At 61.7% G+C, this 16,175-nt stretch carries 15 protein-coding genes and 1 pseudogene; 7 read left to right on the top strand and 9 right to left on the bottom strand.

Going from position 1 to position 16,175, the window contains the following annotated elements:
• The first annotated feature begins 11 nt into the window (after positions 1 to 11).
• The 3 genes from AC1D19_RS14250 (at position 12) to AC1D19_RS14240 (ending at position 2,423) form a co-directional block, all read left to right on the top strand.
• On the top strand, positions 12 to 620 hold the full coding sequence (locus tag AC1D19_RS14250) for a DUF4136 domain-containing protein (protein ID WP_477763603.1): 609 nt from the start codon (positions 12 to 14) through the stop codon (positions 618 to 620).
• Positions 621 to 675: 55 nt separating this feature from the next.
• Positions 676 to 1,239: a DUF4136 domain-containing protein gene (locus tag AC1D19_RS14245; RefSeq protein ID WP_477754455.1), complete on the top strand. Its 564-nt coding sequence runs from the start codon at positions 676 to 678 to the stop codon at positions 1,237 to 1,239.
• 827 nt (positions 1,240 to 2,066) lie between these two features.
• On the top strand, positions 2,067 to 2,423 hold the full coding sequence (locus tag AC1D19_RS14240; protein ID WP_477763602.1) for a DUF6124 family protein: 357 nt from the start codon (positions 2,067 to 2,069) through the stop codon (positions 2,421 to 2,423).
• A gap of 55 nt (positions 2,424 to 2,478) precedes the next feature.
• Here the strand turns inward: AC1D19_RS14240 and AC1D19_RS14235 are convergent, their stop codons facing one another.
• Positions 2,479 to 3,333 carry a MaoC family dehydratase gene (locus tag AC1D19_RS14235; protein ID WP_477763601.1) on the bottom strand — a complete coding sequence of 285 codons (855 nt, stop codon included), beginning with the start codon at positions 3,331 to 3,333 and terminating at the stop codon, positions 2,479 to 2,481.
• A gap of 2 nt (positions 3,334 to 3,335) precedes the next feature.
• A complete protein-coding gene (locus AC1D19_RS14230) occupies positions 3,336 to 4,688 on the bottom strand; it encodes a 3-oxoacyl-ACP reductase (RefSeq protein WP_477763600.1) in 1,353 nt (450 codons plus the stop codon).
• 216 nt (positions 4,689 to 4,904) lie between these two features.
• Here AC1D19_RS14230 and AC1D19_RS14225 point away from each other — a divergent pair, with 216 nt between their 5' ends.
• Positions 4,905 to 6,182 carry an acetyl-CoA C-acetyltransferase gene (locus AC1D19_RS14225; RefSeq protein WP_477763599.1) on the top strand — a complete coding sequence of 426 codons (1,278 nt, stop codon included), beginning with the start codon at positions 4,905 to 4,907 and terminating at the stop codon, positions 6,180 to 6,182.
• A 141-nt stretch (positions 6,183 to 6,323) separates the two neighbouring features.
• Here AC1D19_RS14225 and AC1D19_RS14220 read toward each other — a convergent pair whose 3' ends face one another.
• Together AC1D19_RS14220 and AC1D19_RS14215 are read right to left on the bottom strand one after the other, a co-directional pair.
• Positions 6,324 to 7,052: a methyl-accepting chemotaxis protein gene (locus AC1D19_RS14220; RefSeq protein WP_371317838.1), complete on the bottom strand. Its 729-nt coding sequence runs from the start codon at positions 7,050 to 7,052 to the stop codon at positions 6,324 to 6,326.
• A gap of 129 nt (positions 7,053 to 7,181) precedes the next feature.
• Positions 7,182 to 8,270 (bottom strand): annotated as a pseudogene (locus tag AC1D19_RS14215) (cache domain-containing protein); the annotation flags it as partial.
• 446 nt (positions 8,271 to 8,716) lie between these two features.
• Here AC1D19_RS14215 and AC1D19_RS14210 point away from each other — a divergent pair.
• Entirely contained in the window at positions 8,717 to 9,610 is an 894-nt protein-coding gene (locus AC1D19_RS14210; protein WP_477756189.1) for a PA4780 family RIO1-like protein kinase, read from the top strand.
• Positions 9,611 to 9,755: 145 nt separating this feature from the next.
• On the opposite strand, the gene cueR is transcribed toward AC1D19_RS14210, so the two are convergent.
• The 3 genes from cueR to AC1D19_RS14195 all read right to left on the bottom strand — a co-directional run bounded on the left by cueR (position 9,756) and on the right by AC1D19_RS14195 (position 13,015).
• Positions 9,756 to 10,154, bottom strand: a complete 399-nt coding sequence (cueR, locus tag AC1D19_RS14205) for a Cu(I)-responsive transcriptional regulator (RefSeq protein WP_477763598.1) — start codon at positions 10,152 to 10,154, stop codon at positions 9,756 to 9,758.
• Positions 10,151 to 12,544, bottom strand: a complete 2,394-nt coding sequence (locus tag AC1D19_RS14200) for a heavy metal translocating P-type ATPase (protein ID WP_477763597.1) — start codon at positions 12,542 to 12,544, stop codon at positions 10,151 to 10,153. Before AC1D19_RS14200 ends, cueR begins: the two co-directional genes overlap by 4 nt.
• An 87-nt stretch (positions 12,545 to 12,631) precedes the next feature.
• Positions 12,632 to 13,015 (bottom strand): hypothetical protein, encoded by a 384-nt coding sequence (locus AC1D19_RS14195; protein ID WP_477763596.1) that lies wholly within the window; start codon positions 13,013 to 13,015, stop codon positions 12,632 to 12,634.
• A 147-nt stretch (positions 13,016 to 13,162) separates the two neighbouring features.
• On the opposite strand from AC1D19_RS14195, the gene AC1D19_RS14190 reads away from it, so the two are divergent.
• Together AC1D19_RS14190 and AC1D19_RS14185 are read left to right on the top strand one after the other, a co-directional pair.
• Positions 13,163 to 13,360 (top strand): heavy-metal-associated domain-containing protein, encoded by a 198-nt coding sequence (locus tag AC1D19_RS14190; protein ID WP_477756151.1) that lies wholly within the window; start codon positions 13,163 to 13,165, stop codon positions 13,358 to 13,360.
• Positions 13,361 to 13,450: 90 nt separating this feature from the next.
• Positions 13,451 to 14,647, top strand: coding sequence for a multidrug effflux MFS transporter (locus AC1D19_RS14185; protein ID WP_477763595.1), 1,197 nt, complete (start codon positions 13,451 to 13,453; stop codon positions 14,645 to 14,647).
• Positions 14,648 to 14,655: 8 nt separating this feature from the next.
• Here AC1D19_RS14185 and AC1D19_RS14180 read toward each other — a convergent pair whose 3' ends face one another.
• Positions 14,656 to 14,829, bottom strand: a complete 174-nt coding sequence (locus AC1D19_RS14180; RefSeq protein ID WP_007996470.1) for a hypothetical protein — start codon at positions 14,827 to 14,829, stop codon at positions 14,656 to 14,658.
• Positions 14,830 to 15,080: 251 nt separating this feature from the next.
• On the bottom strand, positions 15,081 to 16,094 hold the full coding sequence (locus AC1D19_RS14175; RefSeq protein WP_477760721.1) for a zinc-binding alcohol dehydrogenase family protein: 1,014 nt from the start codon (positions 16,092 to 16,094) through the stop codon (positions 15,081 to 15,083).
• Positions 16,095 to 16,175: the final 81 nt, after the last annotated feature.

Genomic DNA, 16,175 nt, shown 5'->3' with positions numbered 1-16,175 from the left:
CGGAGCACGAAATGAAAAATCATTCAGGTGTGCTGGTGTTCTGCGTGGGGCTGGCCGCTTGTCAGGGCAGCAACCCCTATGTGGCCACTTCCAACCCTTTGCCATCGGCGCCACCCCAGGCCGCCAATACTTTTGATCGCAGCGCTTACCCGGCAGCGCCGCGTGACTATGGACGTTATCGCAGTTGGGCCTGGCTCGATGGGCATCTGCCACCGGGCACCGCCTGGGCCGACTCGGCGCAGATCGCCGAAGCGGTCAGCAATGCGCTGGATCAGCGGGGTTTGCGTCCGCTGCATGACAATCGTCCGGCGGACCTGTTTGTCAGCGCCGACCTGCGGATGGAAACCCGCTTGCGTCAGGTTCGGGACGACTATTACGGCGGCGGTTATGGTGGCTACAACGGCTACGGCCCTGGATATGGCGGATATGCCACCGTGCCGATCATCCGTACCTATCGGGAACAGGTCGTGGTCGTGCAGGTGGACATGTTTGACGCCAAAAGTGGTCAGCCGATATGGAGCTCCAGTGCTGAAACCGGCAACCGGGGCAGCGAAAGCGAGCGCGCCGATACCATACGGGAGGCTGTGGAAAAGGCAATGTCGGCGTATCCTCCTAGTTAGCTTCTTGTAGATAAGAAGCATTCCACAGGATCATGTCTTCTACCGGAGAATCATCATGTTCCGCCGTTTTGTTTTACTGGCAGTGGCCGCGCTGCTCAGTGCCTGCGCCGCCAACCAGGTCAATCATGACTTCGACGCCAGCCGCGACTTTGCTGCCTATCGCAGCTGGACCTGGAAAGAACCCGCCCTGCAATACCGTCCCGATGATCCTCGAATCAAGAGCGACCTGACCGAACAGCGCGTCCGTCAGGCGGTTGCCGATCAACTGGATCAGCGCGGTCTGCGTCCGGCTGCTGTAGGCGCCAAGGGCGATTTGAATGTGCAGACCTACCTGATTGTCGAAGAGCGGCAACAACAGGTGACCACCAATTACGGCGGCGGCTGGGGTAACCCTTGGTATGGCTACTACGGCGCCCCCATGTACAACGAAACCCGCAATGTCAGCTACAAAGTGGCGACCATCCAGATCGACCTGCTCGATGGCAAGGACGGCAAACTGGTGTGGCGCGGCAGTGACGAACAGATACTCAGTCGCACGCCGAACCCGACGGATCGTCGCGATGCGATCTGGCAAACGGTCACGCGGATATTGGCCAACTACCCGCCGCACGCATCCTAGAATCAGCCGGCCTCTCAACCCCTGTGCATCCACAGGGGTTTTTTTTGGATGGTGTACATATCCATTGCTGCGGTAACGGCGGCTTATGGTTTCGCCCTTACGGCGAGTCCCTTTGGCAAACGCCCCAAAGGAACCAAAGGTCTCGCCCCTTACGTACGGCCCCTCGCTTAGGCTCGGCGTTCCTTCGCTCCGGTATTCATCCGGGGGCATTGCCCTCCGGTCTGCTTCGCGACGACCTACATGCAATGAGTTCGACTGCGTCGAACGGCGCTGCGCGCCCATCCCCGGATGAACACCTCCACTCAGCCTCCCGAGGGGGCGGGTAAATCAAGATCAAAAGCTGCAGGCGAGCTAACGCTCGGCCTGATGAGTGGTGAAAAGCGTCGGTGTACGCCGATCAACTGTAGGAGCTGGCTTGCCAGCGAAGGCGGCCTGCCAGCCGACCAATCTCTTGCAGGCATACTCTGATCAACTGTAGGAGCTGGCTTGCCAGCGAAGACGGCCTGTCAGCCGACCAATCCTGTGTAGTTTTCCTCAAGTCCCGAGGAAACCTCCGACATGTTTTTCAGGTTGTCCGTCAGAAGCGCGATCTCTAGCCTTTGTCTGTCGCTGCAAAATCAGTGATCGGGTTTGGTCGCCCGGGTTTAGAATGGCGCACAGTGCCGCGCGAGCGGCATTTTTGTGCTTGCTTAATGGCGAGCTGTGCGTGGGAGGGCCCAGGCCCTGCCGGGTTTCCATTCCCTGGTCGACCAACCTGCGTACGGTTCGCCACCCTTCTGCTTGGTCGCAGTGATGGCGAACTCCAAATCCAAGAATGGAGCTTCACCATGTTCAAACCCACCCCAAATCCCCCCGAAACCGACGAGGTTTCCCCCTATCAATCCCCCCACTCAAACAAACTCCACGAAGCCGCCGACCGCGCCCTCGATCACTACCTCAATCCACCTAGGCAACCTGTCACCCACAAGCCCAGCACGATGTTCGTCATCGCTCCGGACATCGACACTGAAACCCTGCTGGCCCACGCCTGTGAATCACTGGCGTCGGCGAGTGTGATGGCGAGTGATTTCGCGGGGTTTCTGGAAGGCTCGCAGCGCAATACGATGCTGGGGATTGCGCAGGTGATCATGCTGGGTGAGCTGGCGGTGAACCGGGCGTTGGATAATCTCGATCCGCAAGACTGACCACGCAGCTTTTGTGGCGAGGGTGCAAGCCCTCTCGCCACAGACATCAGCCTTGTCAGGCAACCGGCCGCCACTGCCCGACCATATGCTCCAGATCCCCGGCGCCCACCAACTGCAGATCCCCGCTAGGTCCCGGCGCACTGGCCAGCAACGTCACTTCACTGGGCAACCGTACCGGCTTCTTGAATTGCACCGCGATCTCGACATTCGCCGCTGGCAGGTGCCCGGCCAGCGCAGCCAGCGTGCGCGCCTTGTTCCACAAGCCGTGGGCGATGGCGGTCGGGAAACCGAAGAGTCGGGCGCTGGCCGTGCTCAGGTGGATCGGGTTGTAGTCGCCGGACACCTTGGCGTATTGCCGGCCGATGTCCGAGGGCGCTTTCCAGTGCTCGATTTCGCTCAAGGCCAGGTTGGTTGTCAGAGGTTCTTCCGGCGGTTCACCCTCGAGTTTGACGCCGCGACAGAGCATCCGGCTTTCTGCTTCCCACAACGGCCCCAACTGATCGTCGAGGCTGGTCAACAAATCGAACGTCGCGCCTTTGGCGTGGGGTTGCAGGTTCTGCACTTGTACGCTGACGCGCACCCGATTCACCCCGCCCATGGGGCGCAGTATACGAATGCGATTGCTCAGGTGTATCAGGCCCAGCAGCGGGAACGGGAAGTCCCTGGCCGTGAGCAACTGCATCTGCAAGGCAAACCCGAGGATGTGCGGGTAGGTCGGCGGTAGCAGGCCGTTGTCGGCGAAACCACAGACCTTGCGATAGGCCGACAGGCGCTTGGGATCGACTTCGACCCAGCAACGCAAGCCCGAATCGGGCAGGGTGGTGCCGGTGATTTTGCGCCGTGTCGCCGCTCGTGCGTACAACCCCGGCAAGCTGGGTTCGCGGTTGAGTGTGTGCCAGTCGGTGATCATCCTTAAGCCCCCAGAGCGCTTTGCCCACACACGCGCAACGCTTGCCCGGTAAACGCGCCGGTGCCCGGTTGCGCGAGCCAGGCCACGGCTTCGGCGACGTCTTGTGGCAAGCCGCCTTGGCCAAGCGAACTCATGCGCCGTCCGGCTTCGCGCAGGCCGAAGGGAATGTGCGCGGTCATCTGCGTTTCGATGAAGCCCGGCGCCACGGCGTTGATGCTGATGCCGCGCTCGTGGAGCAGTGGCGCCCAGGCTTGCGCCAGGCCAATGAGCCCGGCCTTGCTCGCGGCGTAATTGGTTTGCCCGCGATTGCCGGCGATGCCGCTGATGGACGCCAGCAGTATCACCCGGCCGTTGTCGTGCAGGGTGCCGCTGTCGAGCAGGGCTTTGGTCAGCACTTGCGGCGCATTGAGGTTGACCGCCAGCACGGCGTCCCAGTATTCGGGGGTCATGTTGGCCAGGGTTTTGTCACGAGTGATGCCGGCGTTGTGCACCACGATGTCAAGGCCGTCGGGCAACTGTTCGATCAACTGCGCGGCGGCGTCTTCGGCGCAGATGTCGAGGGTGATGCTGCGCCCACCGAGGCGTGCGGCGAGGGCTTCGAGATCGGTTTTGGCCGGGGGCACGTCGAGCAGGATGACGTCGGCACCATCACGGGCCAGGGTTTCCGCGATGGCGGCACCGATACCGCGTGCTGCGCCGGTGACCAGTGCCTTGGGCCCGGCGAGCGGGCGTGTCCAGTCGGTGACTGGCGTTGAGCACGCATTCAAGCGAATGACCTGCCCGGACACGAAGGCGCTTTTCGGTGAGAGGAAAAACCGCAGCGGGCCTTCCAGTTGCGCCTCGGCACCTTCGCCGACGTAGATCAATTGCAAGGTGCCACCGCTGCGCAACTCCTTGGCCAGCGAACGGCTGAAACCTTCCAGGGCACGCTGCGCACTGGCGGCGAACGGGTCGCGCAGGCTTTGCGGATCGCGTCCGAGAATCACCAGGTGCGCGCAGTGTTCGAGGTTCTTCATCAGCGGCTGGAAGAACTCGCGCAGTTGCTTGAGCTGGTCGGTGTGCAGCAGGTCACTGGCATCGAACACCACAGCCTTGAGTTTCGGTCCATGGCCGGGAATCCAGGCCGTGGCCATCGAAGGCTCGGTGCCGTAGCTGTAGATCACGTCGGTCAGGCGGTTGGCGAAGGCGCTGACGTGTTCCGCCAACGGCCCGCCGCCGATCAACAACGCACCTACCACGGGCCGCAGTCGGCCTGCTTGCCAGCGCTCCAGCCTGGTCGGCGCCGGCAACCCCAGGGCGCCGAGCAGGCGATGGCCGATGGACGAATTGGCGAAGTCGATATAGCGGTCAGACATGGAACACGCTCCAAAAGCTGGGGATCAAAGTGTGGACCATGAATGGCTATCAGTCGTTCGATCCACGAGATAAGGCCTACGCTTGGTCATTGTAGGAGCTGCCGAAGGCTGCGATCTTTTGACTTGGCTTTTTGGAATCAAGATCAAAAGATCGCAGCCTTCGGCAGCTCCTACAGGGGGTAGTTTCAATTTTGGCTATTTCATCAGGAGCATTTCATGACCCAACTGCGCCGCGTCGCGATTATCGGCGGTAACCGGATTCCCTTCGCCCGCTCCAATGGCCCCTACGCCACGGCCAGTAATCAGGTGATGCTCACCGCCGCCCTCGAAGGCCTGATCGAACGTTACAACCTGCACGGCCAACGCATCGGCGAAGTGGTCGCCGGGGCCGTGCTCAAGTTGTCGCGGGACATGAACCTCACGCGCGAGTGCGTACTCGGTTCGCGACTGTCGCCGGCCACTCCGGCCTATGACATCCAGCAGGCGTGCGGCACCGGGCTGGAAGCGGCGTTGCTGGTGGCGAACAAGATTGCCCTGGGCCAGATCGACTGCGGCATTGCCGGTGGCGTGGACACCACCTCGGATGCGCCGATCAGTGTCAGCGAGGGCCTGCGCAAAACCCTCCTGCAAGCCAACCGCTCGAAAACCACCGGCGACAAACTGAAAACCTTCCTGCAGTTGCGTCCCAAGCATCTGATCCCCGAATTCCCGCGCAATGGCGAGCCGCGCACCGGGTTGTCCATGGGCCAGCATTGCGAGCTGATGGCCCAGACCTGGAACATCCCTCGCCAGGCACAGGATCAATTGGCGCTCGAGAGCCATCAGAAACTGGCCGCGTCCTACGCCGAGGGCTGGCACAACGACCTGATGACGCCATTTATGGGCCTTACTCGCGATAACAACCTGCGCCCGGACTCCACGCTGGAAAAGCTCGCCGCGCTCAAACCAGCCTATGAGAAAAGCGCCAAGGGCACCCTGACCGCAGGCAACTCCACGCCGCTGACCGATGGCGCGTCACTGGTGCTGCTGGGCAATGAGGAATGGGCCAAGGCACGCGGGTTACCGATTCTTGCCTACTGGCGCGACGGCGAAGCGGCGGCGGTGGATTTTGTCAACGGTGCCGAAGGGTTGTTGATGGCGCCGGTCTACGCCGTGCCACGTTTGCTAGCGCGCAATGGCCTGACCTTGCAGGATTTCGACTACTACGAAATCCACGAAGCCTTCGCCGCGCAAGTGCTGTGCACATTGAAGGCCTGGGAAGATCCGCAGTATTGCAAAACCCGTCTCGGCCTCGATGCGCCATTGGGCTCGATTGACCGCCGCCGACTCAACGTCAAAGGCAGTTCCCTGGCGGCGGGGCACCCGTTTGCCGCCACCGGCGGGCGCATCGTCGCCAACCTGGCGAAGTTGCTGGATGCGGCGGGCAAGGGACGGGGACTGATTTCGATCTGCGCGGCGGGCGGGCAGGGGGTGACTGCCATTCTCGAACGTTGAACAAGAATGCCGTTGTTTCTGTTTCGACCGTGAGATCGCCTTCGCTGGCAAGCCAGCTCCTACAGGTTGGGCCGCTGCGCAACACGTGTAGGAGCTGGCTTGCCAGCGAATGGCCGCGAAGCGGCCACCCGACAATAGGGATCAGGTACGGAACCTGCGCACCAACCCGTCCAGCTCATTCGACAACCCGGCCAGGCTCTGGGAATCCAGGCGCGCCGAGTTGGCCAGTTCTGCCACCAACTGCGCATCGCCATGGATCTGGCTGATGTGCCGGTTGATGTCTTCGGCCACTTGATGCTGTTGTTCCGCCGCCGTGGCGATCTGGGTGTTCATGTCGCGGATCACGTCCACCGACTCACGAATCTGCCCGAAGCTGTTGCGCGCCTCGCCGATGCGCGTCACCGATTGCTGGGACACTTCCAGGCTGGCGTGCATCTGCTGGGTCACCTGGCTGGTGCGTTTGGCCAGGTTGCCCAGCAGCCCGTCGATTTCTGCGGTGGAGTCGGCCGTGCGCTTGGCCAGGGCCCGCACTTCGTCAGCCACCACGGCAAAGCCGCGCCCCTGTTCACCGGCACGGGCCGCTTCGATCGCGGCGTTCAGCGCCAGCAGGTTGGTCTGTTCAGCGATCGAGCGGATGGTCCCCAGGATCGACTGGATGTCGTTGCTGTCGCGTTCGAGCTGTTGCATCGACTGGGCCGACTGTTCGATTTCCTGGCTCAGGCGATCAACGCTGTTCACCGCCGCATCGATCTGCTGCTGACCTTCGCGCGCCTGGCGCTGGCCACTGTCGGCAGACTCCGCCGCCTGACTGCAAGAACGCGCGACTTCGTTGGCGGTGGCGACCATTTCGTGGAACGCCGTGGAGACCATGTCCACTGCCTCACGCTGGCGTCCGGCGGCTTCGGCCATGTCGCTGGAGACCTGGGTCGAGCTCTTCGATGTGTCGAGGATCTTGCCCGCCGCACCGCCGATGTTCTGGATCAGGTTGCGAATCGCCGTCAGAAACTGGTTGAACCAGTTGGCCAGTTGCGCGGTTTCGTCGTTGCCACGGATTTGCAGGTTCTGGGTCAGGTCGCCTTCGCCCTGGGCGATGCCTTCCAGGCCGCTGGCCACGCTGCGGATCGGGCGCACGATGAGGCTGGCAAAACTGGCGCCGACGATGGCGAAGATGACGGCCAGGACGGCGGCGATGATGGCGATCAACCAGGTCAACTGGGTCGCGGAACTCATCACGTCGTCCTGCTTGATCAGGCCGATGAAGGTCCAGCCCAGTTGCTCCGACGGCCAGACGTTGGCCATGTAGTGTTCGCCGTTCAACTCCACTTCCACCAGGCCCTTGCCGGCCTTGGCCAGTTGCGCGTAGCCGTCGCCAAGGCTATTCAGCGGTTTGAAGTTGTGTTCCGGTTGTTTCGGATCCACCAGCACCATGCCGGTGTTTTCCAGCAGCATCAGGTAGCCGGTTTCACCGAGCTTGATCTGCTTGACGATTTCGGTGAGCTGCTTGAGCGTCACGTCGATGCTGACCACACCGCCGTTGGTGCCCAACTTGTTGTCGATGGTGCGCACGGTGCTGACGTAGGTCGCGTCGTCCTGGGCCCAGTAATAGGCCTCGGTGCGCAACGGCTTGCCCGGTTTGGCCTGGGCCGCCTTGTACCAGGGGCGCTGGCGCGGGTCGTAATTGTTCAACTTCGGATCATCCGGCCACGACACGTAGCCGCCCGCCGCCGTGCCGAGGATGGCGTAGGCGTAGGCCGGGTGGCTGTTGCCCAAGTCCTGGAGCAGGGTGAAGACTTTCTTGTCCGCCTCGCCCTGAGGGACGCTCTCGGCGTTGGCGGCCATGTAAGTCTTGAGGCTGTCGTCGGAGTTTCGGATCAGCGGCTGCTTGGCCAGGTAATCGACGTTCTGGCTGATGCCGTCAAAGAACAATTGCATGGCGTTGCTGACCTGACGAATCTCGCGGGCACTGCCGTCGACGAATTCGTCCCTGGCATCACTGCGCAGGTTCAGCACAACGAGGGTGGCGACCAGCACCACGGGCAGGCAGGCGATGATTGCAAACGCCCAGGTCAACTTCTGTTTGATGTTCATCCGCGCTCCAGATTTTCTTATAGGCCCACGCAGTGCAGATGACTCGCGGTTTATTGGCAGGCGTAAACGTTCTTGGTCAACCCGGGTCCTTGAGTGCGGCATCGCCATTATTGGGGGAGCGATTGTCGGACAAATCACTTTGTCACTAAGGACTTCGGCTGTTGTCGGAGGAAATTGAGGCCCGATGGGAAAAATCCTACGGAAGGTGTGAGTTGTGATGTCAGCTCCTGTCGCTATTGCCCTCAATACCCTTGCACAACAAGTGACGCAGGCTCGGCTATGATCTGGAGCGAGCCGTGACGGTCGTCGGTTTTTCCTGATGAAATCGGCACATTGTGCGCTTGTGCAATACTCATAAGTCGGTAACCCCTCCCCCCCGTGGGTGGATTGCCGTATAACGAATGACTTTCGCGTGTTTGGTAATAAAGGACCCACAATAAAAGCTGATGAAGACTCCAAAACGCATTGAACCCCTGATCGAGGACGGTCTGGTCGACGAGGTGCTGCGCCCACTCATGAGTGGTAAAGAAGCAGCTGTTTATGTGGTGCGCTGCGGTAACCAGTTACGTTGCGCGAAGGTCTACAAGGAGGCGAATAAACGCAGTTTCCGTCAGGCGGCCGAATACCAGGAAGGCCGCAAGGTGCGCAACAGCCGTCAGGCCCGTGCGATGGCCAAGGGCTCGAAGTTTGGCCGCAAGGAAACCGAAGACGCTTGGCAGAACGCCGAAGTGGCGGCGCTGTTCCGCCTGGCCAATGCCGGTGTGCGGGTGCCCAAGCCGTACGACTTCCTCGAAGGCGTACTGCTGATGGAGCTGGTGGCCGACGAATACGGCGATGCCGCGCCGCGTCTGAACGATGTGGTGCTGGAGCCGGACCAGGCCCGCGAGTATCACGCGTATCTGATTTCCCAGATCGTGCTGATGCTGTGTACCGGTCTGGTGCACGGCGACTTGTCCGAGTTCAACGTGCTGCTGACGCCGACCGGCCCGGTGATCATCGACCTGCCGCAAGCAGTGGACGCGGCGGGCAACAACCACGCGTTCAGCATGCTGGAGCGCGATGTGGGCAACATGGCGTCCTACTTCGGGCGGTTTGCGCCGGAGTTGAAGAAGACCAAGTACGCCAAGGAAATGTGGGCCTTGTACGAAGCTGGCACCTTGCACCCGGCCAGTGTCCTGACCGGCGAGTTCGCCGACACGGAAGAGCTGGCCGACGTGGGCGGAATCATGCGCGAGATCGAGGCCGCGCGCCTGGATGAAGAGCGCAAGCAAGCCGTGCGCGCGGCGGACGATGCGCCGCCGGGCAAGACCGAAGAACCGCCTCCGCCCTGGATGCAGTGATCGGTTAAAGCAAAACCCGGCTTCGGCCGGGTTTTTTGTGCGCCTCTGTAGGAGCTGCCGAAGGCTGCGATCTCTTGATTTTGTTTTTTTAGAAGCAAGATCAAGAGATCGCAGCCTGCGGCAGCTCCTACAGGGTGATTTGTGATCAGGGGCAACACCCCGATTCCAGATTCTTCAGGATCGGGCAATCCGGCCGATGATCGCCCTGACAGTGCTCAACCAGGTCCTGCAAGGTGTCGCGCAACTGACCCAGCTCGCGGATCTTCTGGTTCAACTCATCGATGTGCTGGCGGGCCAACGCTTTCACATCGGCGCTGGCGCGCTGGCGGTCTTGCCAGAGGGTCAGCAACTTGCCGACTTCTTCCAGGGAAAACCCCAGGTCCCGCGAGCGCTTGATGAACGCCAGCGTGTGCAGGTCGTCATCGCCGTACACCCGATAACCGCTGTCGGTGCGATGGGCCGCCTTGAGCAGGCCGATGGATTCGTAATAACGGATCATCTTTGCGCTCAGGCCGCTGTGGCGGGCCGCTTGGCCGATGTTCATCGGTTATCCTCCAGGTCCTTGGGTTTCCAGGTTTTCAACAGTAACGCATTGCTCACCACGCTGACGCTCGACAATGCCATCGCCGCACCGGCCAGCACTGGATTGAGGAAGCCGAACGCCGCCAGCGGAATGCCGATCAGGTTATAGACGAAGGCCCAGAACAGGTTTTGGCGAATCTTGGCGTAGGTCTTGCGGCTGATCTCCAGTGCTGCCGGCACCAGCCGCGGATCGCCGCGCATCAGGGTGATGCCGGCCGCGTGCATGGCGATGTCGGTGCCGCCGCCCATGGCGATGCCGATGTCGGCGGCGGCCAGTGCCGGGGCGTCGTTGATACCATCGCCGACCATCGCCACCACCCCGGTTTGTTTCAGTGCAGCGACTGTGGCGGCTTTGTCCGCCGGCAGCACTTCGGCGTGCACATCGTGGATGCCCAGTGCCTCGGCCACCACGTTGGCGCTGCCGCGATTGTCGCCGGTCAGCAGATGGCTACTGATGTTCCGTGCGCTCAGTTGTTGTACCGCCTGCAGCGCGCCGGGCTTGAGGGTGTCACCGAAGGCGAACAGGCCCAGCACCTGCGGTTTTGGGGATTGTTCGATCAGCCAGGACAAGGTCCGGCCTTCATTTTCCCACGCGATTGCCGAGTCGGCAAACGACCCGGCATTCAAGCCGCTTTCCTCCAGCAGACGCCGATTGCCCAGCGCCAGGCGACGCCCTTCGAGGTTGCCAGCGATGCCGCGGCCGGTCAGGGACTGGCTGTCGCCGACATCGGCCACCTTCAATCCACGCTCGGTACAGGCATCCAGAACAGCCTTGGCCAGCGGATGCTCACTGCCGCGTTGCAGGGCGCCGGCCAGTTGCAGCAGGCTCGCCTCATCACCGTCGATGGCGCTCAGATGAGCAATGCGTGGGGCGCCGGAGGTCAGGGTACCGGTCTTGTCAAACACCACAGCGCTGACTTCATGGGCACTCTCCAGTGCTTCGGCGTCCTTGATCAGAATCCCGTAGCGAGCCGCCACGCCGGTGCCGGCCATGATCGCCGTCGGCGTGGCCAGGCCCAGGGCGCACGGACAGGCGATCACCAGCACCGCCACGGCATTGATCAGCGCGGATTCCATCGGCGCGCCATACAGCCACCAGCCGATCAGGGTCGCCAGGGCAATCAGCAGCACGGTGGGCACGAACACCTGGCTGACTTTATCCACCAGTTTCTGGATCGGTGCTTTTGCGGCCTGGGCGTCTTCTACCAGACGGATGATCCGCGCCAGCACGGTTTCCGCACCGAGGGCCTGGGTACGCACCAGCAACCGGCCTTCACCGTTGATCGCGCCACCGGTGACTTTGTCGCCGGGTTGCTTGGGCACCGGCAGGCTCTCGCCGCTGATCAGAGCTTCGTCGGCATGGCTCTGGCCTTCAACCACTTCGCCGTCCACCGGGAAGCGTTCGCCGGGTTTGACCATCACCAGGTCATTGAGGCACAGGGTGCTGATGGCGACGTCTTGCTCGTGGCCATCGATCACCCGAATCGCCCGTTCCGGGCGCAAGGCTTCGAGGGCACGGATGGCGCTGGCGGTCTGGCGCTTGGCGCGGCTTTCCAGGTACTTGCCCAGCAGCACCAGGGCGATCACCACCGCCGAAGCTTCGAAATACAGATGCGGCATGCGCCCGGCGGCGGTGGCCCATTCGTACAGGCTCAAGCCATACCCGGCGCTGGTGCCCAGGGCAACCAGCAGGTCCATGTTGCCGGCCCCGGCGCGCACGGCTTTCCACGCGGCGACGTAAAACCGTGCGCCGAAGATGAATTGCACCGGCGTGGCCAAGGCAAATTGCACCCAGGCCGGGAGCATCCAGTGCACGCCGAAGGGTTGTAGCAGCATCGGCAATACCAGTGGCAAGGCGAGGGCAATGGCGATGATCAAGGCCTGGCGTTCGCGATGCAGGCGTTGTTGCTGGTTGTCGGTCGACGGGTGTTCGACTTCCCAGATGCTGGCGCTATAGCCAGCCTTGGTCACTGCGGCGATCAAGGTTTGCGGATCGATCTGGCCGAGCAGTTCAAGGTGGGCGCGTTCGTTGGCCAGGTTGACGCTGACGCTTTTCACGCCCGCAACCTTGCCCAGCGCACGCTCGACCCGACCGACGCAGGATGCGCAGGTCATGCCGTCGATGCTCAGTTCCAGGCTGTGCTGCGGCACGCTGTAGCCGGCCTTGGCTACGGCATCCATCAAGGCAGGCAAGCTGTCGCTGGGTGCCTGCACCCGCGCCTGTTCAGTGGCGAGGTTGACGCTGACGGCACTGGCGCCAATGACTTTGCTCAAGGCGCGCTCGACCCGTCCGGCGCAACTGGCGCAGGTCATACCGGCAATCGGCAGGTCGAACGTGGTGGATTCGGACATCGGTCGCACTCCCTGTAGTAGATGACCACAGGATCAACCTTGCCATGCTGGCAAGGTCAAGTGCCATGTTTCAGATCAAGTCACCGATCAATAACCGAGACCGGCCCGTTTGAGGGACATCCCTTCCTGCGTCATCGCGATCCGGTACTTGAGCACATCGCCAGCCTTGAGCTGGATATCCTGCGAACCCGGCGCGAGCATGCCCGGATTGCAACCCGGGACCTGGCCCGGCAGCAGTTTCAGGCGCAGCGAGACGATGCCGGGCGGCAGGTTGAACGAGGTGCTTTGCTCCTGAAACAGCCGCGCCGCCAATTGATCCTGGATGTACACACCGATTTCGCAACTGGTCGCGACTTCCAGGCGCTCGCGGGAAATGATCAGCACGCCATAATCCTGACCGGCAGCATTGGCCGAAGGCACGGCGGCGAAAAGGCTGAGAAAACCAAACAGGCTGAAAACTGACCAGCGCATGGCTGAATCTCCTGAGTTCGAGTCATTGATGGACGCAGCTTGGCCGAGCGTCGCGCCGATTGCCAGCCCGGCAGCTAGCTTCAGAACTTGACCTTGCCATGGTGGCAAGCTCAAAACTGGGTTCAACCTCGGAAAAGGAGTCATCCCATGCAAGTGTTCAACGTTGAAGGCATGTCTTGTGGTCACTGCGTCAAGGCCATCACTCAGGCGGTCCAGGCCAAAGACCCGGCGGCCAGTGTGCGGGTTGATCTGGCGGCCAGGGAGGTCGGTGTCGAAAGTGCGCTGACCGCCCAGCAAGTGATCGAGGCGATCAGCGAAGAGGGTTACGGCATCAAACTGGTCTGAATTTGATAGTTAGCGAGCTACCGGAATGTTCAAGGCGTCCATGTGCGGCTAGACTGTCGGGCTGCCGACTTCTGCCCCACTGGATGCCTGATGAACTTGCGTACCATTCTGATACTTGGCGCCTTGAGCGCTTTCGGTCCGCTGGCGATCGACTTCTATCTACCGGCCTTCCCGGCCATGGCTCTGGCTTTCGGGACGGACGAAAATCACGTTCAGATGACGTTGGCGGCGTACTTCCTTGGCTTGTCCATCGGTCAGTTGGCCTATGGTCCGGTGGCGGATCGTTTCGGGCGACGCATTCCGTTGCTCACCGGTGTCGGCCTGTTCACCGTTGCCTCCGTGGCGTGCGCCTATGCGCCGAATCTGGAATGGCTGATCGGCGCGCGTTTCGTCCAGGCGCTGGGCGGCTGCGCGGGGATGGTGATTTCCCGGGCGGTGGTCAGCGACAAGTGTGATGCGGTGGGTTCGGCGAAAGTCTTTTCGCAACTGATGCTGGTGATGGGGCTTGCCCCCATCCTCGCGCCATTGCTGGGTGGGTTGCTGGTCAACACGACAGGCTGGCAGTCGATCTTCTTGGCCTTGACCGCTTTCAGTGCGCTGGCGGGGCTCGCGGTTGCGACGGGATTGCCGGAAAGCATGCCAGCCCACATACCGCGTCAACCGTTGTCGGGTGCGCTGCGTCAGTACGGCCGGTTGCTGGCTGACCCGATATTTCTTGGCCATGCCTTGACCGGGGGCATCGCCATCGCCGGGATGTTTGCCTACATCGCCGGCTCACCCTTCATCATCATCAAGCTCTACGGCGTTCCAGCCGAGCATTTCGGCTGGCTGTTCGGCACCAATGCGGCGGGTTTCATTCTGGTGGCGCAGGTCAATGCGCGGTTACTGGCCAAACGTGGCCCGATGTTCTTGCTGGCGCGCGCGGTGTGGGTTTATCTGGCGGCCGGCTTGACCCTGCTCGCTGTCAGCGCCCTGCACCCGGCACACCTGTGGCCGCTGCTGATTCCATTGTTCATCTGTATCGCCAGCCTCGGTTGCATCAGTCCCAACGCCGCGGCCTGCGCGATGAGCGGGCAGGGCGGACGGGCCGGCAGCGCGTCGGCGCTGCTCGGCTGCCTGCAATTCAGCGTGGCTGCCGGTGCCTCTGCGCTGGTGGGCGTGCTGCACGACGGTAGCGCCGTGCCGATGGCCATGGTCATCAGCCTGTGTGGAATTCTGGTGGTGAGCGCGGCGATGCTCACCCGGCGCTTGCAAAATGCCCGGGCGCTGGCGCAAGCCCAGGTTTGAGGCCGGAGTCAGCCGGCTGCACGCTGCGGGTGGAGGACGGGAATGGGGTGAGGGGCCTGGATGCGGGCTTCAAGAGTACGGGTGAAAGCGCGAGCTTCTGCTTCGCTGCGGAACGTCACAGCATGTTGGTCTAAGCGAACTTGCCACTGGGACTTTGCCAGTTCTTTTATCAGGATCTTCATAGCTGAACTCCTCTCGTAAAGGATGTCTCGTAAAAGATGTCTCGTAAAAGGCTGCCTCGCAGGAGATTCGATTGTAGTCCTGAATACGAGCACCATTGTGACAAGGGTCAACTGTCGGACTGACGGTTTGTAACTAAAAAAAACAAGGCTTTTTGATGGCGCCCACAGGGGTCGTCTGCGACCGGGACGTCCCGGTCGCAGACGAAAAAACGCAGAAGGCGATGAAATCAGCGATGGTTTTTTTCAGCGCCTCAGAACCCTTCCAGCACAATCTTGCCCTTGGCTTTGCCACTCTCCAGCAGGGCATGGGCACGGCGCAAATTGGCTGCATTGATCGTGCCGAAGTGTCCGCCCACCGTGGTTTTCAGGGTCCCGGCATCGATCAGCCAGGCGACGCGATTGAGCAGGTTGTGCTGCTCGATCATGTCCGCGGTTTCAAACAGCGAACGGGTGTACATGAACTCCCAGTGCAGTGACAGGCTCTTGCGCTTGAGCTTGGTCACGTCCAGCGACTTGGGGTCATCGATCAGCGCCAGCTTGCCTTGGGGCGCCAATGCCTCGACCAGTTGGTCCAGGTGCTGATCGGTCTGGGTCAGGCTGGCGACATGGGTGACCTGATCCACACCGGCATGCTTGAGTGCTTCGCTCAGTGGCTGGCTATGGTCGATCACCAGATCGGCTCCCAGTTCCTTCACCCAGCTTTGGGTCTGCGCACGTGAAGCACTGCCGATGACTTTCAGGGCCGTCAGTTGATGAGCGAGCTGCGTAAGCATCGAGCCCACGCCACCCGCCGCGCCGACGATCAACAGGCTCTGGCCTTCGTCGGTTTTGCCTTCGCGCACTTGCAGGCGCTCGAACAACAGTTCCCACGCCGTGATCGCGGTGAGTGGCAGGGCCGCGGCCTCGGCGAAACCAAGGGTCTTTGGCATGTGGCCGACGATGCGCTCGTCCACCACATGCAACTCGCTGTTGCCGCCCGCACGCGCGATGGAACCGGCGTAATACACCTTGTCGCCGGCCTGGAACAGCGTCACCTCACTGCCCACCGCCTTGACCACACCGGCCACATCCCAACCCAACACCTTGGCCGCGCCACCTTCGGGCTGGACGTTCTGGCGCACCTTGGTGTCCACCGGGTTGACCGAGATGGCTTTGACTTCTACCAGCAAGTCGCGGGGACCGGCAACCGGGTCCGGCAATTCGATGTCTTGCAGAGCTTTGTCGTCACTGATCGGCAAAGAGGCGTAGTAGGCAATGGCTTTCATGGGCGGCTCCTGAACACTAATAGAGAAGAGATTCGATGGGGCAGATGATTGGCTATTTCTCCCGAAGATAAAACCGGCTAA

This window comes from Pseudomonas sp. P1_C12 (assembly GCF_056406435.1).
The sequence above is the reverse complement of the archived record's forward strand: the minus strand, read 5'-3'. Positions and strand labels throughout refer to the sequence as shown.